Source organism: Streptomyces sp. NPDC045778 (assembly GCF_056431945.1).
Genome location: NZ_JBWKJZ010000060.1, coordinates 1 through 22,046, shown reverse-complemented (window position 1 = coordinate 22,046; position 22,046 = coordinate 1). Strand labels below are relative to the sequence as shown.

14 protein-coding genes are annotated in these 22,046 nt (G+C 71.6%); 10 read left to right on the top strand and 4 right to left on the bottom strand.

The window, feature by feature from the left end:
- Nucleotides 1-3: 3 nt before the first annotated feature.
- The 6 genes from mtrA (at nucleotide 4) to AC07GB_RS38820 (ending at nucleotide 7,957) form a co-directional block, all read left to right on the top strand.
- Complete coding sequence (gene mtrA / locus AC07GB_RS38845) at nucleotides 4-693, top strand: two-component system response regulator MtrA (RefSeq protein WP_198502768.1); 690 nt, start codon at nucleotides 4-6, stop codon at nucleotides 691-693.
- Between the two features lies 1 nt (nucleotide 694).
- Entirely contained in the window at nucleotides 695-2,836 is a 2,142-nt protein-coding gene (gene mtrB, locus AC07GB_RS38840; protein ID WP_478854131.1) for an MtrAB system histidine kinase MtrB, read from the top strand.
- Nucleotides 2,826-4,664 carry an LpqB family beta-propeller domain-containing protein gene (locus tag AC07GB_RS38835; RefSeq protein WP_478854129.1) on the top strand — a complete coding sequence of 613 codons (1,839 nt, stop codon included), beginning with the start codon at nucleotides 2,826-2,828 and terminating at the stop codon, nucleotides 4,662-4,664. The genes mtrB and AC07GB_RS38835 overlap by 11 nt, the downstream gene beginning before the upstream one ends.
- A gap of 414 nt (nucleotides 4,665-5,078) precedes the next feature.
- The gene (locus AC07GB_RS38830; RefSeq protein ID WP_478854127.1) at nucleotides 5,079-6,008 is read left to right on the top strand and encodes a ComF family protein; all 930 of its coding nucleotides are present in this window, start codon (nucleotides 5,079-5,081) and stop codon (nucleotides 6,006-6,008) included.
- Between the two features lie 315 nt (nucleotides 6,009-6,323).
- A complete protein-coding gene (gene hpf, locus AC07GB_RS38825) occupies nucleotides 6,324-7,016 on the top strand; it encodes a ribosome hibernation-promoting factor, HPF/YfiA family (RefSeq protein WP_478854125.1) in 693 nt (230 codons plus the stop codon).
- A gap of 197 nt (nucleotides 7,017-7,213) precedes the next feature.
- On the top strand, nucleotides 7,214-7,957 hold the full coding sequence (locus AC07GB_RS38820; RefSeq protein WP_030686988.1) for a response regulator: 744 nt from the start codon (nucleotides 7,214-7,216) through the stop codon (nucleotides 7,955-7,957).
- 143 nt (nucleotides 7,958-8,100) lie between these two features.
- Here AC07GB_RS38820 and AC07GB_RS38815 read toward each other — a convergent pair whose 3' ends face one another.
- Together AC07GB_RS38815 and AC07GB_RS38810 are read right to left on the bottom strand one after the other, a co-directional pair.
- Nucleotides 8,101-9,303 carry a winged helix-turn-helix domain-containing protein gene (locus AC07GB_RS38815; RefSeq protein ID WP_478854123.1) on the bottom strand — a complete coding sequence of 401 codons (1,203 nt, stop codon included), beginning with the start codon at nucleotides 9,301-9,303 and terminating at the stop codon, nucleotides 8,101-8,103.
- Nucleotides 9,304-9,398: 95 nt separating this feature from the next.
- The gene (locus AC07GB_RS38810) at nucleotides 9,399-9,971 is read right to left on the bottom strand and encodes a GNAT family N-acetyltransferase (RefSeq protein WP_478854121.1); all 573 of its coding nucleotides are present in this window, start codon (nucleotides 9,969-9,971) and stop codon (nucleotides 9,399-9,401) included.
- Nucleotides 9,972-10,570: 599 nt separating this feature from the next.
- On the opposite strand from AC07GB_RS38810, the gene secA reads away from it, so the two are divergent.
- Nucleotides 10,571-13,423, top strand: coding sequence for a preprotein translocase subunit SecA (gene secA / locus AC07GB_RS38805; RefSeq protein WP_478854119.1), 2,853 nt, complete (start codon nucleotides 10,571-10,573; stop codon nucleotides 13,421-13,423).
- A gap of 80 nt (nucleotides 13,424-13,503) precedes the next feature.
- Here secA and AC07GB_RS38800 read toward each other — a convergent pair whose 3' ends face one another.
- Entirely contained in the window at nucleotides 13,504-14,022 is a 519-nt protein-coding gene (locus AC07GB_RS38800) for an Rv3235 family protein (RefSeq protein WP_478854117.1), read from the bottom strand.
- Nucleotides 14,023-14,386: 364 nt separating this feature from the next.
- Here AC07GB_RS38800 and AC07GB_RS38795 point away from each other — a divergent pair, with 364 nt between their 5' ends.
- A complete protein-coding gene (locus AC07GB_RS38795) occupies nucleotides 14,387-14,902 on the top strand; it encodes a DUF6912 family protein (RefSeq protein WP_478854115.1) in 516 nt (171 codons plus the stop codon).
- A 68-nt stretch (nucleotides 14,903-14,970) separates the two neighbouring features.
- A complete protein-coding gene (locus AC07GB_RS38790) occupies nucleotides 14,971-15,639 on the top strand; it encodes an HAD family hydrolase (RefSeq protein ID WP_478854113.1) in 669 nt (222 codons plus the stop codon).
- Between the two features lie 222 nt (nucleotides 15,640-15,861).
- Here AC07GB_RS38790 and AC07GB_RS38785 read toward each other — a convergent pair whose 3' ends face one another.
- The gene (locus AC07GB_RS38785) at nucleotides 15,862-16,428 is read right to left on the bottom strand and encodes a DJ-1/PfpI family protein (protein WP_478854111.1); all 567 of its coding nucleotides are present in this window, start codon (nucleotides 16,426-16,428) and stop codon (nucleotides 15,862-15,864) included.
- Nucleotides 16,429-16,917: 489 nt separating this feature from the next.
- Between AC07GB_RS38785 and AC07GB_RS38780 the strand changes: the two genes are divergently transcribed.
- Nucleotides 16,918-21,891 carry an NAD-glutamate dehydrogenase gene (locus AC07GB_RS38780; RefSeq protein WP_478854109.1) on the top strand — a complete coding sequence of 1,658 codons (4,974 nt, stop codon included), beginning with the start codon at nucleotides 16,918-16,920 and terminating at the stop codon, nucleotides 21,889-21,891.
- Nucleotides 21,892-22,046: the final 155 nt, after the last annotated feature.

Genomic DNA, 22,046 nt, shown 5'->3' with positions numbered 1-22,046 from the left:
GGGATGATGTCAGGCATGAAGGGACGAGTCCTTGTCGTCGACGACGACACCGCACTGGCCGAGATGCTCGGGATTGTGCTGCGTGGTGAGGGTTTCGAGCCGTCGTTCGTGGCAGATGGCGACAAGGCGTTGGCGGCTTTCCGGGAGGCCAAGCCGGATCTGGTGCTCCTCGATCTGATGCTGCCCGGTCGGGACGGCATCGAGGTGTGCCGTCTGATCAGGGCGGAGTCCGGAGTGCCGATCGTCATGCTCACCGCCAAGAGCGACACCGTGGATGTGGTGGTCGGTCTCGAGTCGGGGGCTGATGACTACATCGTCAAGCCGTTCAAGCCCAAGGAGCTGGTGGCCCGCATCCGGGCGCGCCTGCGTCGCTCCGAGGAGCCCGCGCCGGAGCAGCTGGCCATCGGTGACCTGGTCATCGACGTGGCGGGGCATTCCGTGAAGCGGGAGGGGCAGTCCATCGCGCTGACGCCGCTGGAGTTCGACCTCCTGGTGGCGCTTGCCCGCAAGCCGTGGCAGGTGTTCACGCGCGAGGTGCTGCTCGAGCAGGTGTGGGGCTACCGCCACGCCGCCGACACCCGCCTGGTGAATGTGCATGTGCAGCGCCTGCGCTCCAAGGTCGAGCGGGACCCGGAGCGGCCGGAGATCGTGGTGACCGTCCGTGGCGTCGGTTACAAGGCCGGGCCGAGCTGACGTGTCCAAGGACAGTTCCGCTCCGGCGCCCGGCGACCCGGGAGCCCGTCCGGGGCGGACTGTGCGGCCGCCACGGCGAGGGTCCCGGTTCGGGGCCCTCGTCGACAGTGGCCTGATGTTGCAGGGCGGGGTGCAGGGCAGCCCCGTGCTGCGGCTCTTCACGCGCTGGGTGCGCCGGCCGCTGCTGCCCGTCATGCGGCTGTGGCGGCGCAACATCCAGCTGCGGGTCGTCGTCACGACCCTCCTGATGTCGCTCGGCGTGGTGCTGCTGCTCGGCTTCGTCGTCATGAGTTCGGTGAGCAACGGCCTGCTCAAGGCGAAGGTCAACGCCTCCCAGAGCCAGGCCGACGGCGGCTTCAAGGTCGCCCAGGAGAAGGCCAACACCGCGCGTCCGACTTCCCCGCAGGGCGACGGTTCGGACGGCCCCACCGCGCAGAACGCGGCCGTGTGGATGTCGGAGCTGGCCGAACAGCTCGCGAGCGGTGGGCAGAACGCGTTCTACGTAGTGACGCTCAGCTCCACCACGGGTGACGTCGGCAGTGTGCGCGGACCGCGAGCCTCCGGGGGCGTGGACCCGATCCAGAGCGTGCCCGAAGAGGTGCGCGAGAAGGTCGGCGACGGCACGCTCGCCTACCAGAGCAACACCCGCATCAACTTCATCGACCACCGCGCCTCGCAGGCCGGGCTGGTCATCGGCAAGCAGCTCAACGACCTCAACGGCGACTCGTACCAGCTGTACTACCTCTTCCCGCTGACGCAGGAAGAGGAGTCGATGCGGCTGGTGCGCGGCACGCTCGCGACGGCGGGCCTGTTCGTGGTGGTGCTCCTCGGTGCCATCGCCTGGCTGGTCGTGCGCCAGGTCGTCACGCCCGTACGGATGGCGGCAGGCATCGCCGAGCGGCTGTCCGCCGGGCGTCTCCAGGAGCGCATGAAGGTCACAGGAGAGGACGACATCGCGCGCCTAGGCGAGGCCTTCAACAAGATGGCGCAGAACCTCCAGCTGAAGATCCAGCAGCTGGAGGAGCTGTCGCGGATGCAACGCCGGTTCGTGTCCGACGTGTCGCACGAGCTGCGCACGCCCCTGACCACCGTGCGGATGGCGGCCGACGTCATCCACGAGGCGCGCGTCGACTTCGACCCGGTCACGGCGCGCTCCGCGGAGCTGCTCGCCGATCAGCTGGACCGTTTCGAGTCGCTGCTCGCCGACCTCCTGGAGATCAGCCGTTTCGACGCGGGCGCGGCGGCCCTGGAGGCCGAGCCGATAGACCTGCGCGAGGTGGTGCGCCGCGTGGTGGGTGGCGCCGAGCCGCTCGCGGAGCGCAAGGGCACCCGCATACGGGTGGTCGGCGACCAGCAGCCCGTGGTCGCCGAGGCTGACGCCCGGCGCGTGGAGCGGGTGCTCAGGAACCTCGTGGTCAACGCCGTGGAGCACGGCGAGGGCCAGGACGTCGTCGTCAAACTCGCGGCGGCGGGCGGCGCGGTCGCCGTCGCGGTGCGGGACTACGGCGTCGGGCTCAAGCCCGGCGAGGCGACCCGCGTCTTCAGCCGCTTCTGGCGGGCCGACCCGGCACGCGCGCGTACCACCGGCGGTACGGGCCTCGGCCTGTCCATCGCCCTGGAGGACGCGCGGCTGCACGGCGGCTGGTTGCAGGCCTGGGGGGAGCCGGGCGGCGGCTCGCAGTTCCGGCTCACGCTGCCGCGCACGGCCGACGAGGTCCTGCGCGGCTCGCCGATACCCCTGGAGCCCGACGACTCGCGGCGCCACCGCGACCGGGACGCCGCGGGCCTTCCGCGCGGGGGCGGCGGCAAGCGGGCCACCGTGCCGCACCAGCCGGAGCAGGTGCCTCCGCCCGTGCCCGCGAAGGCGCCGATCGCGCCGCGGCTCGCTCAGGCGGCGGCCGTGGACGTCGACCCCGCGGCCCTGCCGGGCAACGGCGCGCGCGTGGTGCCGCGCCAGCACGTGGTGCCCGGGGACGAGTTGACGGGGGAGCCGCGCGGCGACGTACCGGGGCCGGGAACGGACCAGGACGTACCGCCGGCGGAGCAGGACGACGAGCCGGGAGCGGGCGGCGGCGGGCCGGACGCGAGCTGGAACGGCGGCCCTGGTGCCGACGAGGAAGAGGGAGCCTCGCGTGCGCGCTGAACCGAACGGACGTCGATTGCGGGCCGCTGTCGCGCTCACCGCGGGTGCGGTGCTGCTCGCCGGGTGCGCGTCCATGCCCGACGAGGGCAATCTGAAGAAGGTCGACGCCTCACAGCGCCCGGACTCTCAGTCCCAGGTGCGCGTGTACGCGATCCCGCCGTCCGAGAACGCGCGTGCCGTGGACATCGTCCAGGGCTTCCTCGAGGCGCTGACCAGCGACGATCCGGACTTCACGATCGCGCGCAAGTACCTCACGAAGGAAGCGTCCGCGGCCTGGGACCCGGAGCACTCCACCACGGTCCTCGCGGACGGCCCGAACACGGTCGCGGACAACCTGGGCAACGACAGCGGCGGCGGCAGGACGTACTCGCTGACCGGACGCCAGGTCGCGACGGTGAACAAGCAGCACGCGTACGTGCCCGACGAGAAGTCGTACGCGCAGACCGTGCACCTGTCGCAGCAGAACGGGCAGAACGGCCGGGTGTGGCGCATCGATCGGCTGCCCAAGGGCGTCGTGCTCGGTGAGTCGGACTTCGAGCGGAACTACGAAGCGGTCAACAAGTACTACTTCGCCGAGCCCGGGGCGGGGAACCGCGACGGCGGCCCCAAGGCGCTCGTCGCCGACCCGATTTACGTGCGCCAGCGCATCGACCCGCTGACGGAGACGGTGAAGTCGCTCCTCGACGGGCCGACGCACTGGCTCGAACCAGTGGTCACCTCGCGGTTCGACACCGGGACGAGGCTCGCGCGGGACGCCGGTTCGCTGGCGCCGGACGACAAGAACAAGCTGGTGGTGCCCCTGAGCGGGCGCGGCGGCCGGGTCGGCCAGGAGCGGTGCACCGAGATGGCCGCCCAGCTGCTCTTCACCCTCCAGGACCTGGCGTCGTCCGGCGTGGAGCAGGTGGAACTCCAGCGCGAGGGCGGCTCGCAGCTGTGCGTGCTCGGCAAGGACCGGGCCGGGACGGTCGCGTCGCCCCGCAGCACGAACCACCCGGCCTACCAGTACTTCGTCGACGACAAGCAGCGCCTGGTGCGGATGCCGGGCAACGCGGGGAGCAACGCCAAGCCCGAGCCGGTGTCCGGGCCGTTCGGCCAGCCGGAGGAGGAACTCCAGTCGGTCGCGGTGTCGCGCAACGAGGTGCGCGCGGCCGGGGTGTCGGCCGACGGGCACAGGCTGTACACGGCGTCCCTGGTCGGCGGTTCGCTCGGCGGGCCCGAGCTGCGCTCGCGGGGCAAGACGCCGGACCAGGGCCTGTCCACACCCAGCTGGGACGGCCGGGGCGACCTGTGGGTGGCCGACCGGGACCGCAAGCGTCCGCGGCTGCTCTGGCTCGACCAGGGCACGGGCGAGCCGGTGCAGGTCGGCGTCTCGGGCCTGGACGGGCGCATAGAGGCGGTCCGGGTGGCGGCCGACGGCGTGCGCATCGCGCTGCTCGTGAAGAAGGGCGACAAGACGTCGCTGCGCATCGGCCGTGTCGAGCGCTCGGACGGCAAGGGCGGGCGACCGGAGATCTCCGTCGTCGAGCCGCGCGAGGCCGCGCCGCAGATGGAGGAGGTCACCGCCATGTCCTGGGCGGGCCCGAGCCGCCTCGTCGTGGTCGGCCGCGAGTCCGGTGGCGTGCAGCAGATGCGGTACGTCCAGTGCGACGGCTCGGCGCGCGCGGGCGCGACCCTGCCCGGTCTGACCGGTGTCAAGGAGATCGCTGCCTCCGAGGACGAGACGCAGCCTCTGCTCGCGCACTCCGATGACGGCATCGTGCGGCTGCCCTCGGGAGCGCAGTGGCAGACCGTGGGCAAGGACGGGAAGGGGCCGGTTTATCCCGGGTGAGGTGCCGCTCTATGCCGGGTGAGGTACCGCTTGGGCGGGTGCTGGGGTGGGCCTTGCCGGGGCGGTTGCCGGTGCGTTCGTGAGCTGTGCGCGCCGTGATCTGCGTGCCGTGGCCGGTGTGTGCCGTGGCCTGTGCGTACGACCGCTCGGGCTTGCGGTGGGCTGTGCGTGCGGCAGCTCGGACAGTGGTGGCAGAGCGCGTGCGGTGGCCCGTGCGCGCGGTGGCCCGTGCTCGCGGTGGCCGGTGCGAGCGGCGGGTCCGGGCACGCGGCTGTCGGCGCAAGCGGCGCCCGGCGCACGCTTCGGCCGGTTCAAAGACGCGTTGTCGCAGCCCAGTTGAGGTGCGCGCCGTTATCCACAGGGGGTTATCCACAGGGGTGGCAGGGCGGCCCGCGCGTTGGCACAGTGGTGGACATGCGGGGGTGGTGGCAGGACTTCACGGATCTGGTGCTGCCGGCCGAGTGCGGAGGCTGCGGGACGCCTCGGGTGGCTCTGTGCGCGCGGTGCCGGGCCACTCTGTGCGGGGCCGTGCCGCGCAGGGTGCGGCCGGTGCCGGAGCCGGCGGGCCTTCCGGTGGTGCACGCGGCGGCGGCGTACGACGAAGCGGTGCGGGCGACCCTGCTCGCGCACAAGGAAAGGGGCGCGCTGGCGCTCGTCGGGCCGCTCGGCGAGGCGCTGGCGGGGGCGGTGCGGGCCTCGCTGGCGTACGACGGGGGAAGCGTCGCAGGCAGGCCAGGCGGCGGCGTGGGCGGGGTGTGCGGGGCGGTCGCCGGGGCCGCCGGTGCGGCCTCCGTGCTGCTCGTCCCGGTGCCGTCCGCGGGGCGCGCGGTGCGGGCGCGGGGGCACGACCCCGTGCGGCGGATCGCCCTGGCGGCGACGGGCGAGCTGCGCCGCCACGGGGTCCTGGCGCGGGTGCTCGGTGCGCTGCGGCAGCGGCGGCCCGTCGCCGACCAGGCCGGCCTCAACTCCCGTGAGCGCCGGGCGAATCTGTCGGGTGCGCTGGGGGTGGTGCCCGGTGCGGGACCGCTGCTGCGAGACGCGGGGCACGTCGTCGTGGTGGACGACCTCATGACGACCGGTGCCTCACTCGCGGAGGCGACACGCGCATTGGGTGGCGTAGACGGCGTACACGGGGAAGGAGACGACCGAGCGCACTCGACCAGGCGCCGGGCACGGAACGGGGCGGAGAACCAGATAGAGAACCAGCCAAGCCACGGCAAGGGGAAGGCTGCCGCGGGCGTGACCGCTAATGCCCTGGTAGCCGGGGCAAAGGGCACCGCAAAGAGGGTCAGCGCGGCAGTCGTGGCGGCTTCACCGGATTCCTTCGAAATAAACCGGAACTGACTGAGAAGTTTCATCGTTGCAGGTAGTGGGAGGGCTAAGACACCCGAATGGAGGTACGTCTCAGTAGAGGGTGACGACATCCGTCCGGGCGAGATATGTTCGGTTGTGAGGAGTAGCGCTCGGCGCTTCCTCGCATATCGGAATGCCGGTCCATGGGTTTTCCGCAATCACCCGGGGCCGGTGGGTGGAGATCTTGCCCACGGGGGAGGAGGAGGTGGAAGTCACCGAGTCCGAGGCTCCGGGAGTTGCCGGAGCCTGGTGCAAAAGGGAGCAGCTCCGCCGAAGCAGCGGAGCGATCCGGGAACGGAGTTCTGCGTGGACATCGTCGTCAAGGGCCGCAAGACCGAGGTGCCCGAGCGGTTCCGCAAGCACGTGGCCGAGAAGCTGAAGCTGGACAAGATCCAGAAGCTCGACGGCAAGGTGATCAGCCTCGACGTCGAGGTGTCCAAGGAAACCAACCCGCGTCAGGCCGACCGTTCCGACCGTGTGGAGATCACCGTCCGCGGGCGCGGACCCGTGATCCGGGCCGAGGCCTCGGCATCGGATCCGTACGCGGCACTCGACCTGGCGACCGCCAAGCTCGAAGCCCGGCTGCGCAAGCAGCACGAGAAGCGGCACAACAGGCGAGGCACCGGCAGGCTCACCGCCGCCGAGGTCGCCAACCGCGTGCCGGACGCGGCGCATCTCAACGGGGACGGCACCCTGGCCCACGACGAAGAGCCCGACGGCGTGCCGACCACCAGGATCGGCTCGCTGGAGATCCAGGGCGAAGGCCCCCTCGTGGTCCGCGAGAAGACACACGTCGCGGCCCCCATGTCGCTCGACCAGGCGCTCTACGAGATGGAGCTGGTCGGCCACGACTTCTACCTGTTCATCGACTCCGAGACCAAGGAACCGAGCGTCGTCTACCGGCGGCACGCCTACGACTACGGCGTGATCCACCTCAACACGGACCCCATGGTCACCCAGGCGCAGTCAGCCGGTGGAGGCAGTGCCCTCGGTGGCTGACGCCCCCTCACGGAGCGCGTAGGCCGGTGCCCCTGGAGCGCGTGTGCGCCCCCAGGGGCACCCCCGTGCGACCACTGCGCGCACGGCTCGGGCGCCGGGCATGGAATCATGTGCCCGACGGCCCAACCCGCTTGACCCTGCCTAGGGTTGGTGCAGCCACGGCAAGACACTGGCCCTGGCCTTCAGGGGGAGGAACGATGGCGGACAGCTTCGGACCGATGCGGAACGAGGATGCCGGGGACGGCATCGGCATTGGCACGGACGCGGGCGCCCCGCGCAAGGAGCCCATCCGGGTCCTCGTGGTGGACGACCACGCGCTCTTCCGCCGTGGCCTGGAGATCGTCCTCGCCGCAGAGGAGGACATCCAGGTGGTCGGGGAGGCCGGTGACGGCGCGGAGGCGGTCGACAAGGCCGCGGACCTGCTGCCGGACATCGTGCTCATGGACGTCCGGATGCCCAAGCGCGGCGGCATCGAGGCATGCACCTCCATCAAGGAGGTGGCCCCCAGCGCAAAGATCATCATGTTGACGATCAGCGACGAGGAGGCCGACCTCTACGACGCGATCAAGGCGGGCGCCACCGGCTATCTGCTCAAGGAGATCTCCACCGACGAGGTCGCCACGGCGATCCGCGCGGTGGCCGACGGTCAGTCGCAGATCAGCCCGTCGATGGCGTCGAAGCTGCTCACGGAGTTCAAGTCGATGATCCAGCGCACGGACGAGCGGCGACTCGTGCCGGCGCCCCGGCTGACCGACCGGGAGCTGGAAGTCCTCAAGCTGGTGGCCACGGGGATGAACAACCGGGACATCGCCAAGGAGCTGTTCATCTCCGAGAACACCGTGAAGAACCACGTGCGCAACATCCTGGAGAAGCTCCAGTTGCACTCGCGGATGGAGGCCGTGGTGTACGCGATGCGGGAGAAGATCCTCGAGATCCGGTGACCTGGCCGGCGCCACTGCGCTGCTGACCTGGCCGGCGCCGCTGCACTGCTGACCTGGCCGGCGCCGCTGCACTGCTGCGCCACTGTGCCGCTGATCTGGTCGGCGCCGGTGGCCGCGGCGTGGGGCCGCGGCCGGGGGGAGCCTCAGGACAGCGCTCGGACCAGTTCGGCCGTCAGCTCGGGGCGGTCCGCCACGCGCTCCACGCGCACGGCGTCGCAGCCCACCCACTCCGCCGCCTCCAGAAGCGCCTGAGCGACCGACGGCACCGCCTTGGGGCCGTCGAGGGACACCTGCTTGGCGACCAGCGTGCTGCCCTCGCGCGCCGGGTCGACGCGGCCCACGAGACGGCCGCCCGCGAGGACCGGCATCGCGAAATAGCCGTGGATCCGCTTCGGCTTCGGCACATACGCCTCCAGGCGGTGGGTGAAGCCGAAGATCCGCTCCGTGCGGGCCCGCTCCCAGATCAGGGAGTCGAAGGGCGAAAGGAGCGTGGTGCGGTGGCGGCCGCGCGGAGGCGTCGCGAGGGCCTCGGGGTCCGCCCAGGCGGGCTTGTCCCAGCCCTCGACCGCCACCGGCACCAGGCCCGAGTCCGCGACGGCCGCGTCGAACTGCTCGCCCTTGAGGCGGTGGTAGTCCGCGATGTCCGCGCGCGTGCCCACGCCGAGGGCCTGGCCGGCTAGGCGGACCAGGCGGCGCACGCACTCCAGGTCGTCCAGGTCGTCGTGGAGCAGGTCGTCGGGGACGGCGCGCTCCGCGAGGTCGTACACCCGCTTCCAGCCGCGGCGCTCGACGCACACCACCTCGCCGTACATCAGCGCGCGCTCCACCGCGATCTTGGAGTCGGACCAGTCCCACCACTCGCCCTTGTTCTTCGCGCCGCCCAACTCCGTGGCCGTGAGGGGGCCTTCGGTGCGGAGCTGCTTGACGACCTGGTCGTACGCGCCGGCGGGGAGGTCGTGGTGCCAGTGCGGGCGGGCGCGGTAGGCGCGGCGGCGGAAGGCGAAGTGGGGCCACTCCTCGATGGGCAGGACGCAGGCGGCGTGCGACCAGTACTCGAAGGCGTGGGGCCGGGACGCGGGCGCCCCGGGGGACGCGGGTCCCCAGTACGCCGACTCGACCTGCTTGCGGCCCACCGCGCCCAGGCGCGCGTACGGGATCAGCTCGTGGGAGCGGGCCAGGACCGAGATCGTGTCGAGCTGCACCGCGCCCAGGTGGCGCAGGACGCCGCGGACGCCTGCCTTGCGGTCGGGGGCGCCGAGGAAGCCCTGCGCCCGCAGGGCCAGGCGGCGGGCTTCGTCGGCGGTGAGGGTGGCCTCGGGGGGCGGGGTGCGGGTGGGCTCGGTCATGGTCGGAACGATAGGGGGAGGGTCTGACAGCGCGGGACCGGGTGGGCCTTTGCGTGTGCTGGAGGGGGCTTGAGGGTCCGCCGGGCGCTCGTCGGTCAGTTCGCCGTCGGCAGATACTGCTGCTGGGACGGCAGGCCGATGTCCGTGGGCAGGAGGGCGCCGATCCAGCAGTCGCGGAGGGTGTTCTTGTTGGGCAGGGCCGCGCGGAGGGTGCCCTCCATGGTGAAGCCCGCCTTCTCGGCCACCGCGCGGGAGCCCTTGTTGCCCACCTCGGCCCGCCACTCCAGGCGCGTGCAGGCGAGGCGCGTGAACGCCCAGTGGGCCATGGCCTGGACGGTCTCCGTCATGTAGCCCTGGCCCCGGTGCTCCTTGGCGGTCCAGAAGCCGATCTCCCAGCTGCCCGCGCGCGGGTGGTGCAGGCTCGTCGCGGCCAGGAGGGGGCCGCCCGCGCGGGGGCGTACGGAGAAGGTGTACTCGATGTCGTGGCGCCAGCCGTCGGGGACCATGCGGCCGGTGAAGCCCTCGGCGTCCACGCGCGCGTAGGGCGACGGGATGGTCGTCCAGCGCTGGATGTCGGGGTCCTGGCACGCCGCGTACACCTCGTCCGTGTCGGCGGACGTGAAGGTGCGCAGCAGCAGGCGTTCGGTGGTGAGGGTGACGGGCTCCATCGGCCGATTCTGCTCGGGGTGCCCCGAGCGGCGCCAGCGGTTTGGAGGCTCGCCCCCGGGCGGCCCGCTTCGAGGGCCTGCCTTCGGGAGACCCGCACCCGAGAGCCCACCCTTGAGCGGCCTGCCGCCGGGAGTCCGCTCCGCTCGGGAGAGTCCACCTTCGGGAGGCGCACTCCCGGCAGGCCTCCTCGGGAGAGTCGGCCATCAGGTGGCTCACTCCGGAGAGTCCGCTTTGGGGTGGCCTGCTCCCGGAGGGAGGCTGCGCCTGAGAGTCCGCTGCCGGGGGCCGCTTCGGAGGGCCCGTCCTCGGGTGGCCTGCTGCCGGGTGGTCGTTCCGGAGGGTCTGCCTTCGGGAGGCTCGCTCCCGAGAGCCCACCCTGGGGGGAGGTCCCCCACAAAGCGAGCCGCAGCTGTCCCCAGGGGATTCAGCGGAGGGCGGATTCGTCGTCGAATGGTCCGGTATACGGCACCTTCCGGGGCGGCCGGGCGTTGACGTACTGGCAGACCTCCCGGCGTGGCGGGGTCCTCGCATACGATGGCCGTTGCCCGACGAGTACAACCGACCGTGCCAGGCCCGACCGGCAAGGAGACCAACCCCCGTGTCCGTCCTCTCGAAGATCATGCGTGCAGGCGAAGGCAAGATCCTGCGCAAGCTGCACCGCATCGCGGACCAGGTCAACTCCATCGAGGAGGACTTCACGGTCCTCTCCGACGCCGAGCTGCGCGCGCTGACCACGGAGTACAAGGAGCGCTACGCCGACGGCGAAACGCTCGACGACCTCATGCCGGAGGCCTTCGCGACCGTGCGCGAGGCCGCCAAGCGCGTCCTCGGACAGCGCCACTACGACGTGCAGATCATGGGCGGCGCGGCCCTGCACATGGGCTACGTCGCGGAGATGAAGACCGGTGAGGGCAAGACGCTGGTCGGCACTCTGCCCGCGTATCTGAACGCGCTCTCGGGCAAGGGCGTGCACCTCATCACGGTCAACGACTACCTGGCCGAGCGCGACTCCGAAATGATGGGCCGCGTCCACAAGTTCCTCGGCCTGAGCGTCGGCTGCATCCTGGCGAACATGCCGCCCGCGCAGCGCCGCGAGATGTACAACTGCGACATCACCTACGGCACGAACAACGAGTTCGGCTTCGACTACCTCCGCGACAACATGGCGTGGTCGAAGGACGAGCTGGTCCAGCGCGGCCACAACTTCGCGATCGTCGACGAGGTCGACTCGATCCTCGTCGACGAGGCGCGTACGCCGCTGATCATCTCCGGCCCCGCCGACCAGGCCACCAAGTGGTACGGCGACTTCGCCAAGCTGGTCACCCGCCTCACCAAGGGCAAGCCCGGCGAGCCCCTCAAGGGCATCGAGGAGACCGGGGACTACGAGGTCGACGAGAAGAAGCGCACCGTCGGCATCCACGAGTCCGGCGTCGCCAAGGTCGAGGACTGGCTCGGCATCGACAACCTCTACGAGTCGGTGAACACCCCGCTCGTCGGCTACTTGAACAACGCCATCAAGGCCAAGGAGCTGTTCAAGAAGGACAAGGACTACGTCGTCATCGACGGCGAAGTCATGATCGTCGACGAGCACACCGGCCGTATCCTCGCCGGCCGCCGTTACAACGAGGGCATGCACCAGGCGATCGAGGCGAAGGAAGGGGTGGACATCAAGGACGAGAACCAGACCCTCGCCACGATCACCCTGCAGAACTTCTTCCGCCTCTACAAGCGCCAGGACCACGAGGGCAAGGAAGTCCCCGGCCTCTCCGGCATGACCGGTACGGCCATGACCGAGGCCGCCGAGTTCCACCAGATCTACAAGCTCGGCGTCGTCCCGATCCCGACGAACCGGCCGATGGTCCGCAAGGACCAGTCCGACCTGATCTACCGCACCGAGGTCGCCAAGTTCGCCGCCGTCGTCGACGACATCGCGGAGAAGCACGAGAAGGGCCAGCCGATCCTCGTCGGCACGACCTCGGTCGAGAAGTCCGAGTACCTCTCGCAGCAGCTCTCCAAGCGAGGCGTCCAGCACGAGGTGCTGAACGCCAAGCAGCACGACCGCGAGGCGACGATCGTCGCCCAGGCCGGCCGCAAGGGCGCCGTGACCGTGGCCACGAACATGGCCGGTCGTGGCACGGACATCAAGCTCGGCGGCAACCCCGAGGACCTCGCCGAGGCGGAGCTGCGCCAGCAGGGCCTCGACCCCGAGGAGCACATCGAGGAGTGGGCGCACGCGCTGCCCGCCGCCCTTGAGCGGGCCGAGCAGGCGGTCAAGGCCGAGTTCGAAGAGGTCAAGGAACTCGGCGGGCTCTACGTCCTCGGCACCGAGCGGCACGAATCCCGCCGCATCGACAATCAGCTGCGCGGTCGTTCCGGCCGTCAGGGCGACCCCGGCGAGTCCCGCTTCTACCTCTCGCTCGGCGACGACCTCATGCGCCTGTTCAAGGCCCAGATGGTCGAGCGCGTGATGTCCATGGCGAACGTCCCGGACGACGTGCCGATCGAGAACAAGATGGTCACGCGCGCCATCGCCTCCGCCCAGTCCCAGGTCGAGCAGCAGAACTTCGAGACGCGTAAGAACGTCCTCAAGTACGACGAGGTCCTCAACCGCCAGCGCGAGGTCATCTACGGCGAGCGCCGCCGCGTCCTGGAGGGCGAGGACCTGCACGAGCAGGTCCAGCACTTCATGGACGACACCATCGACGCGTACGTCGCGGCGGAGAGCGCCGAGGGCTTCGCGGAGGAGTGGGACCTCGACCGCCTCTGGAGCGCCTTCAAGCAGCTGTATCCGGTGAAGGTCACCATCGAGGAGCTGGAGGACGAGGTCGGCGACCGCGCGGGCCTGACCGCCGAGTTCATCGCCGATGCCATCAAGGAAGACGTCCGCCAGCAGTACGAGGCCCGGGAGGCGCAGCTCGGCTCCGAGATCATGCGCGAGCTGGAGCGCCGCGTGGTCCTGTCGGTCCTCGACCGCAAGTGGCGCGAGCACCTCTACGAGATGGACTACCTCCAGGAGGGCATCGGCCTCCGTGCCATGGCGCAGAAGGACCCGCTGGTGGAGTACCAGCGCGAGGGCTTCGACATGTTCAACGCCATGATGGACGGCATCAAGGAGGAATCCGTCGGCTATCTGTTCAACCTGGAGGTCCAGGTCGAGCAGCAGGTCGAGGAGGTCCCGGTGGCGGACACCGCGCCGTCCCTGACGAAGGACGGCGCGCAGGACGCGGTTCCGGCCGGGGCCGCCCGTCCGGAGATCCGCGCCAAGGGCCTGGACGCCCCGCAGCGCCCCGACCGCCTGCACTTCCAGGCGCCGAACGCCGAGGGCGGTGTCGACGAGGGCGACTTCACGACCTCCGGCGAGCCCACGGGCAGCACGGCCGCAGCTGGCGACGGCATGACGCGCGCGGAGCGCCGCAAGGCCCAGAAGGGCGGCCGGCGCCGCAAGAAGTAACCGCCGAGCGCGTCCCCGAGGGCGCGGACCGAGTGTGGGCCGGGTGCCGGTGGCGCCCGGCCCTTCGGCGTCCTCCGGGGTCACCTCCGGCGGCCCGCGCCGCTGTCGACCTCCACGGCCGTGCAGCGCCAGCGCTCGTCGTCGCCCCGGTGCAGCCGGAAGGCCAGGGCGCGCAGCGCGGGCCCCGCGCCGACGCGGGCGAAGACCTCGAAGACGCCGGGCCGCACCTCGTAGTGGCCGACGCGCCGCACGGCGGGCCGGTGGCCGCCCACGGTGCGCAGCGGCAGCAGCTCGGCGAGCCGGACCAGGTCGTCGTAGGCGGTGTGGGCGATGTGCCGGGCCACCGCGTGGACCGGGCGCTGGCCGCTCAGTACCAGTAACAGCAGCTCCGTGAAGAGTTCCGCCGGGTGTGGGGGCGGCTGCGCGGGCACGCGGTGCGACCGGGAGCCGGGGCGGCGTGGATCGGGGCGCCCGGGCGGCCGGCCCGCCGGAGGCCGGGACGCGGCAGGGCGGGTGCTCGCCGGGCGGCGGGGCCGGGTCATGACCTTCGGCACGGCGGGCGCGGTGGCCACCGGCGGCGGTGTGGGGGACTGGGGCACGGCTGGGCCTCCGTAGGGGAGCGGCAGCGGACGGGCCCCCGGGATCGTGGGACACCCAGGGCCCCGGGACACCGAGGGCCCCCGGAATCGTGGGATACCGAGGGGTAACTTCACTGGGATCTTGTACGGGGGCGAGGGCGGCCGTGGCAACGTTCCCGAGGGGTCGCCCGCCGCGCCCTGCCGGTTCGCTCATCAGGGTGAGCGGAGGGGGCCCGAGCCCCCTGGCCACGGGGCCGGCGCGGGTGACGGGCCGGACCGGGGTGGACGCGGCAGCGGGCTCGGGCAGCACCTCGAAGGGGGACGCGCGCACGTATCCTGAAGGCCCCTGCCACGAGCCTTCGCGACTACGAAAGCGGCCATAGACATGCGCGTGTACGTACCCCTGACACTGCCCCGTCTCGCGCAGGCGCACGAGGCGGGCGAGGTGGGGCCCGGGCCGCTGACCGCGTACGCCGTGACGCCCGCCCTGCGCGAGTGGTACGTGTCCGACGACATCGAGGAGCTGGAGTACGCGGCCCTCAACCGGGCCGCGCTCGCCTCGCTGCGGCTGCTCGCGGGTGAGCCCGGCACCGCGCGGCGCCGGGTCGTCCTCGCGGCGGACGTGCCGGACGGCGCCGCCGTGGCCGACCCCGACCGGGGCCTGGACGCGGGCGCGCTCGGCGAGGTGCGGATCGCGGGCGCGCTGCCGCTGGCCAAGGCGGCGGCCGTGCACGTGGACGCGGACGACGCGCGGCAGGACGTCACGGCGGCGGCGGACGCGCTGGGGGCGGCGGACCAGGGCGACGACGACGCGCAGTTCGTCGTGGACGGCGCGGAGGACCACGAGCTGCTCTGGTACGCGACGCAGGAGATCCCCAACCTGGTCGGGCCGCAGGTCTGAGCGGGGGCGGCCGGCCTCCGGGGGCCGTGGGGGCGGTGCTGTCAGTGGGGCCGGGTACGGTCTTGGGCATGGGGAAGCTGCGGCACGGGGCCCACATCGTCTGGGACTGGAACGGGACACTTCTGCACGACATCCACGCCGTGATCGACGCGACGAACGCGTCGTTCGTCGAGATAGGCCTGGAGCCGATCACGCTCGAGCGGTATCGCGAGCTGTACTGCGTGCCGGTGCCGCGGTTCTACGAGCGGCTGATGGGCCGGCTGCCCACGGAGGACGAGTGGCTGATGATGGACGCCGTCTTCCACAAGCACTACGGGACGCGGGTGGACGCGTGCGCCCTCGCCGATGGCGCCGCGGAGCTGCTCGCCGCGCGGCAGACCGCGGGGCGGACGCAGTCGCTGCTTTCGCTGGCGCCGCACGAGCAGCTCGTGCCGCTGGTGCGCAGGCACGGGATCGCCGAGCGCTTCGTACGGATCGACGGGCGCACGGACGCGTCGCACACGGGGAAGGCCGAGCGGATGGTGCGGCATCTCGCGGCGCTGGAGGAGATCGACGTGGCGCGGATCGTCGTGATCGGGGACGCGGTGGACGACGCGGTGGCGGCGGCGCACGTGGGGGCGCAGGCCGTGCTGTACACCGGGGGGTCGCACAGCCGGCGCAGCCTTGAGGTCGCGGGGGTGCCCGTCGTGGACTCCCTCGGCGAGGCGGTGGAGCGCGCGGAGAGCCTGGTGGCTTAGCCCCCAGGCCCCCAGACCGCAGGGCCCCAGGCCCCCAGGCCCCCAGGCCCCCAGGCCCCCAGGCCCCCAGGCCCCCAGGCCCCCAGGCCCCCAGACCGCAGGGCCCCAGCCCCCAGGCCCCCGGGCCGAGGCCCTGCCGCAACGGTTGCTCGGCGCCTCGGTGCTGTGCCCACCCGTCCCGCCCTGCGGGACGATTGCCCACAGCGAGGACGGAATCGCGGCCTACGTCACCGGTGCCTTCGCCCTCAGGACCGTGAGGAACTCACGCATCCAGCGCGAGTGGTCCGGCCACGCCCGTGCCGAGACCAGCGTGCCGTCGACGACCGCCTCCGCGTCCTGGAAGGTGGCCCCGGCCGTCTGCATGTCGATCTCCAGGGCCGGATAGGCCGTGACGCGGCGGCCCGCGAGGCCGCCGACGGCGGCGGTGAGCAGCGGGCCGTGGCAGATCTGCGCCACCGGCTTGTCCGCGTCGAAGAAGGCCTTGAGGATCTTGCGCAGCTCGGGGTCGCCGCGCAGGTACTCGGGCGCCCGCCCGCCGGGGACGACGAGGGCGACGTACTGCCCGGGGTCGACCTCCGCGAAGGCCAGGTCCGCGGGCCAGGTGTAACCCGGCTTCTCCGTGTACGTGTCGAAGCCCGGCTCGAAGTCGTGCACCACGAACTGGAGCTTCTTGCGGGCCGGGGCGGCGATGTGGACGTCGTACCCCTCCTCGCGCAGTCGCTGGTACGGGTAGAGGACCTCCAGTGACTCCGCCGCGTCACCGGTGACGATCAGGATCTTGGCTGCCATGGCTTCGCTCCCCTGCTCGGCCGCCTCGTGGCGCCCGTCCCGGCCAACGTGCATCCGGCGAGGACGTTTGCCAAGAGGGCCTCCCGGGCCGCACGGGGACCCAGGGGGCCGGGACTGTGCAGACTGTCAAACTTCGAGCCCAGGTTTTGTACACATACGGCTCATGACGAGTTCCCGGTGCGGGGCGATAGCCTTGACCCGTGATCAGCGCGATATCCCGCGGAGGCACCGCCGCCTCCGCCTTGCGCCCGCTATGCACGGAGGACATCCGTGCCGGGCGCCGCGCTGACGTTTTCCCGCGGTGCGGACAGCGCGGCCGGCGCGACCGCCAGGACCGGTCAACGATCACCCCGGAAATGGCGGAATCCCGCCCGCTCATCGCTCATCGCGGCATAACGTCGACAACGACCGGAGACCCCGCGTCGCGGCGTTACGTCACATCACTTCCTTCTACGTCACGCAACGGCGCGCGACAGGAGTCAGAGGACAATGCAGACCAAGCTGGACGAAGCCAAGGCCGAGCTGCTCGCGCGGGCCGCCCGGGTAGCTGAGAACAGCCCGGTCGGGGGGCGCCTGCCAACGGGAGCACCGACCGGGTCGAAGGGCGGTGGCGGGTCCGGCTCGGACCCGGCCGCCCAGGCCGACCAGGACAAGGTGCTCGCGTTCCTCCAGCGCTACTACCTGCACACCGCCCCCGAGGACCTCAGCGACCGCGACCCGGTCGACGTCTTCGGTGCCGCCTTCTCGCACTACCGCCTCGCCGAGAACCGCCCGCAGGGCACCGCGAACGTCCGCGTGCACACGCCGACGGTCGAGGAGAACGGCTGGACGTGCAGCCACTCCGTCGTCGAGGTCGTCACCGACGACATGCCCTTCCTCGTCGACTCCGTGACGAACGAGCTGTCGCGGCAGGGCCGCGGCATCCACGTCGTCATCCACCCGCAGGTCATCGTGCGCCGCGACCTGACCGGCAAGCTCCTCGAGGTGCTGCCCGCGCAGGCGGCGGGCGCGGACAAGCCGCACGACACGCTCACCGAGTCGTGGATCCACGTCGAGATCGACCGCGAGACCGACCGCTCCGACCTGAAGCAGATCACCACCGACCTGCTGCGCATCCTGTCCGACGTCCGCGAGACGGTCGAGGACTGGGAGAAGATGCGCGACTCCGCGCTGCGCATCGCCGAGGAGCTGCCGGCCGAGCCGACCGCGTCCGACGTCCGTGAGGGGGAGGTCGAGGAGGCCCGCGAGCTGCTCCGCTGGCTGGCCGCCGACCACTTCACGTTCCTCGGCTACCGCGAGTACGACCTCACGGACGAGGACTCCCTCACCGCCGTGCCCGGCACCGGCCTCGGCATCCTGCGCTCCGACCCCAAGCACAGCGGCGACGACCACCACCCCGGCGGCCCGTCCTTCAACCGGCTGCCCGCCGACGCCCGCGCCAAGGCCCGCGAGCACAAGCTGCTCGTCCTGACGAAGGCCAACAGCCGCGCGACCGTCCACCGGCCGTCGTACCTCGACTACGTCGGCGTGAAGAAGTTCGACGCCGAGGGCAACGTGGTGGGCGAGCGCCGCTTCCTCGGCCTCTTCTCCAGCGCCGCGTACACCGAGTCGGTGCGCCGCGTGCCCGTCATCCGGCGCAAGGTCGCCGAGGTCCTCAAGGGCGCGGGCTTCTCGCCCAACAGCCACGACGGCCGCGACCTGCTCCAGATCCTGGAGACGTACCCGCGCGACGAGCTGTTCCAGACGCCCCCCGACGAGCTGCGGGCGATCGTCACCAGCGTCCTGTACCTCCAGGAGCGCCGCCGGCTCCGGCTCTACCTGCGCAAGGACGTGTACGGCCGCTACTACTCGGCCCTGGTCTACCTGCCGCGCGACCGCTACACCACCGGCGTACGACTGCGGATCATCGACATCCTCAAGGAGGAGCTGAACGGCGCCAGCGTCGACTTCACGGCGTGGAACACCGAGTCGATCCTGTCCCGCATCCACTTCGTGGTCCGCGTGCCCAAGGGCGGCGAGGTCCCCGCGCTCTCCGACGCCGACGTCGAGCGCATCGAGTCCCGCCTGGTGGAGGCCGCCCGCTCGTGGGCCGACGGCTTCGCGGAGGCGCTGACCGCCGAGTGCGGCGAGGAGCGCGCGGCCGAACTGCTCCGCCGCTACCAGGGCGCCTTCCCCGAGGGCTACAAGGCGGACCACACGCCGCGCGCCGCCGTCGCCGACCTGGTCCACCTGGAGCAGCTCCAGCAGGGCCACAAGGACTTCGCGCTCAGCCTGTACGAGCCGGTGGGCGCCGCCCCCGACGAGCGCCGCTTCAAGATCTACCGCTCCGGCGGCCAGGTCTCGCTCTCCGCCGTCCTGCCCGTCCTCCAGCGCCTGGGCGTGGAGGTCACCGACGAGCGTCCGTACGAACTGCGCTGCGCGGACCGTACGAACGCGTGGATCTACGACTTCGGCCTGCGCATGCCCAAGCTGGGCAACGGCAGCGGCGACTACCTGGGCGACGACGGCCGCGAGCGCTTCCAGGAGGCCTTCGCCGCCGCCTGGACCGGCGAGGCCGAGGTCGACGGCTTCAACTCGCTCGTGCTCCGCGCAGGACTGACCTGGCGCCAGGCGACGGTCCTGCGCGCGTACGCCAAGTACCTGCGCCAGGCGGGCTCCACCTTCAGCCAGGAGTACATGGAGGACACCCTCCGCAACAACGTCCACACCACGCGCCTGCTCATCTCCCTCTTCGAGGCCCGGATGTCGCCGGAGCGCCAGCGCGCGGGCACCGAGCTGACCGACGGCCTCCTCGAAGAGCTGGACGGGGCCCTCGACCAGGTGGCCTCGCTCGACGAGGACCGCATCCTGCGCTCCTTCCTCACCGTCATCAAGGCCACGCTGCGCACCAACTTCTTCCAGGAGGCCGGGGGCGGCAAGCCGCACTCGTACGTCTCCATGAAGTTCGACCCGCAGGCCATCCCGGACCTGCCGGCGCCGCGTCCGGCGTACGAGATCTGGGTGTACTCGCCCCGCGTCGAGGGCGTGCACCTGCGCTTCGGCAAGGTCGCGCGCGGCGGTCTGCGCTGGTCGGACCGGAAGGAGGACTTCCGTACGGAGATCCTCGGCCTGGTCAAGGCGCAGATGGTGAAGAACACCGTGATCGTGCCGGTCGGCGCGAAGGGCGGCTTCGTCGCCAAGCAGCTGCCCGACCCGTCGGTGGACCGCGACGCGTGGCTCGCCGAGGGCGTCGCCTGCTACAAGATCTTCATCTCGGCGCTGCTCGACATCACGGACAACCTGGTCGCGGGCGAGGTCGTCCCCCCGGCCGACGTGGTGCGCCACGACGAGGACGACACGTATCTCGTGGTCGCGGCCGACAAGGGCACGGCGACGTTCTCGGACATCGCCAACGAGGTGGCCGAGAGCTACAACTTCTGGCTCGGCGACGCCTTCGCCTCCGGCGGCAGCGCGGGCTACGACCACAAGGGCATGGGCATCACCGCGCGCGGCGCCTGGGAGTCCGTGAAGCGGCACTTCCGCGAGCTGGGCGTGAACACGCAGACCGAGGACTTCACGGTCGTCGGCGTCGGCGACATGTCCGGCGACGTGTTCGGCAACGGCATGCTCCTGTCCGAGCACATCCGCCTGGTGGCCGCCTTCGACCACCGGCACATCTTCATCGACCCGAACCCGGACGCGGCCACCTCGTACGCCGAGCGCCGCCGCCTGTTCGAGCTGCCGCGCTCCAGCTGGGCCGACTACAACAAGGACCTGCTCTCCCCGGGCGGCGGGATCTTCCCGCGCTCGGCCAAGGCGATCCAGCTCAACGCGCACATCCGCGAGGCCCTCGGCATCCAGACCGGCGGCGCCAAGATGACGCCCGCCGAGCTGATGCAGGCCATCCTCCAGTCGCCGGTCGACCTGCTGTGGAACGGCGGCATCGGCACGTACGTGAAGGCGTCCACCGAGTCGCACGCGGACGTCGGTGACAAGGCCAACGACGCCATCCGCGTCAACGGCGCCGACCTGCGCGTGAAGGTCGTCGGCGAGGGCGGCAACCTCGGCCTCACCCAGCTCGGCCGGATCGAGTTCGCCCGCTCCGGCGGCCGCATCAACACCGACGCCATCGACAACAGCGCGGGCGTGGACACCTCCGACCACGAGGTGAACATCAAGATCCTGCTGAACGCCGTGGTGCAGGCCGGGGACATGACCGTCAAGCAGCGCAACAAGCTGCTCGCCCAGATGACCGACGAGGTCGGCCAGCTCGTCCTGCGCAACAACTACGCGCAGAATACGGCGCTCGCCAACTCCGTCTTCGAGGCCCCCTCGCTGCTCCACGCCCACCAGCGCTTCATGCGGCGCCTGAGCCGCGAGGGCCACCTGGACCGCTCCCTGGAGTTCCTGCCGGCCGACCGGCAGATCCGCGAGCTGCTCGGCTCCGGGCGCGGCCTGTCCCAGCCCGAGCTGGCCGTGCTCCTCGCGTACACGAAGATCGTGACGGCGGACGAGCTGATCCAGACCTCGCTGCCGGACGACGCCTATCTGCGGCGGCTGCTGCACGCGTACTTCCCCAAGGCGCTGCGGGAGAAGTTCCCCGAGCAGGTCGACGGGCACGCGCTGCGCCGCGAGATCATCACCACGGTCCTGGTCAACGACACCGTGAACTCGGGCGGCTCGACCTTCCTGCACCGCCTTCGCGAGGAGACCGGTGCCTCCCTGGAGGAGATCGTCCGGGCGCAGCTCGCCGCGCGCGAGATCTTCGAGCTGGGCGAGGTGTGGGACGCCGTCGAGGCGCTGGACAACGTGGTGGCCGCCGATGTGCAGACGCGGATCCGCCTGCACTGCCGCCGCCTCGTCGAGCGCGGCACGCGCTGGCTGCTCAACAACCGGCCGCAGCCGTTGCAGCTCGCCGAGACGGTCAGCTTCTTCGGCGAGGGCGTCACGCGGGTGTGGGGGGCGCTGCCCAAGCTGGTGCGGGGCTCGGACCTGGAGTGGTACGAGAGCATCCGCGAGGAGCTGACCAGCGCCGGGGTGCCGGACGAGCTGGCCAGGCGCGTGGCCGGGTTCTCCTCGGCCTTCCCCGCGCTCGACATCGTCGCCGTCGCCGACCGCACGGGCCGGGATCCGCTGGACGTCGCCGAGGTGTACTACGACCTCGCCGACCGGCTGCGGATCACGCAGCTGATGGACCGCATCATCGAGCTGCCGCGCAACGACCGCTGGCAGTCCATGGCGCGGGCCTCCATCCGCGAGGACCTGTACGCGGCGCACGCCGCGCTGACGGCCGACATCCTGGCCGTGGGCAACGGCTCCGCCACTCCCGAGCAGCGCTTCAAGGCGTGGGAGGAGAAGAACGCCGCGATCCTGGGCCGGGCCAGGACCACCCTGGAGGAGATCCAGGGCTCCGACGCCTTCGACCTGGCGAACCTGTCGGTGGCCATGCGGACGATGCGCACGCTGCTGCGTACGCACTCGTAGTCCGTACGCCGCCGGGGGGGGGGGGGGGGGGGGGGGGGGGGGGGGGGGGGGGGGGGGTGTGGTGGGGGGGGGGGGGGGGGGGGGGGGGGGGGGGGGGGGGGGGGGGGGGGGGGGGGGGGGGGGGGGGGGGGGGGGGGGGGGGGGGGGGGGGGGGG